Here is a 262-nt window from a genome sequence, read left to right as displayed (position 1 = left end):
AGCGTATGCATTCCAATCCAACTGCCGCAGATCGTCACCAGGCGCGTACGCACGGTAGTCGGCAAACTCGACGGAGCTTCCGGTGTTTTTGGAACGCCTTTTGCCCGCATGTGTCCCGCGCATCAACCGTTTGCTGACCACCTGCATCCGTTCCAGCCTGCGCAAAAACTGAGGGTCGAGGATATGTCCTGTCTCGATCATGCCTTTTCTTTGGCCAAGGCTTGCAGCACATCGCCGACAAGCAGGTCGGGCTGGATCGCAT

Annotated in this window: 1 protein-coding gene; it reads right to left on the bottom strand. The window is 57.3% G+C overall.

All coding sequences use genetic code 11. The annotated features are described in order from the left end of the window. The coding region (locus MXD62_RS08870) for a DUF58 domain-containing protein (protein ID WP_248828898.1) at nt 1-201 on the bottom strand (201 nt) is incomplete at its 3' end. Between the last annotated feature and the right edge of the window lie 61 nt (nt 202-262).

The sequence above is a fragment of the Frankia sp. Mgl5 genome (assembly GCF_023242985.1).
In the GTDB taxonomy this organism is placed as follows: Bacteria; Actinomycetota; Actinomycetes; order Frankiales; family Frankiaceae; genus Parafrankia; species Parafrankia soli.
Note: the sequence above shows the minus strand (reverse complement) of the source record. Positions and strands in the feature narration are given on the sequence as shown.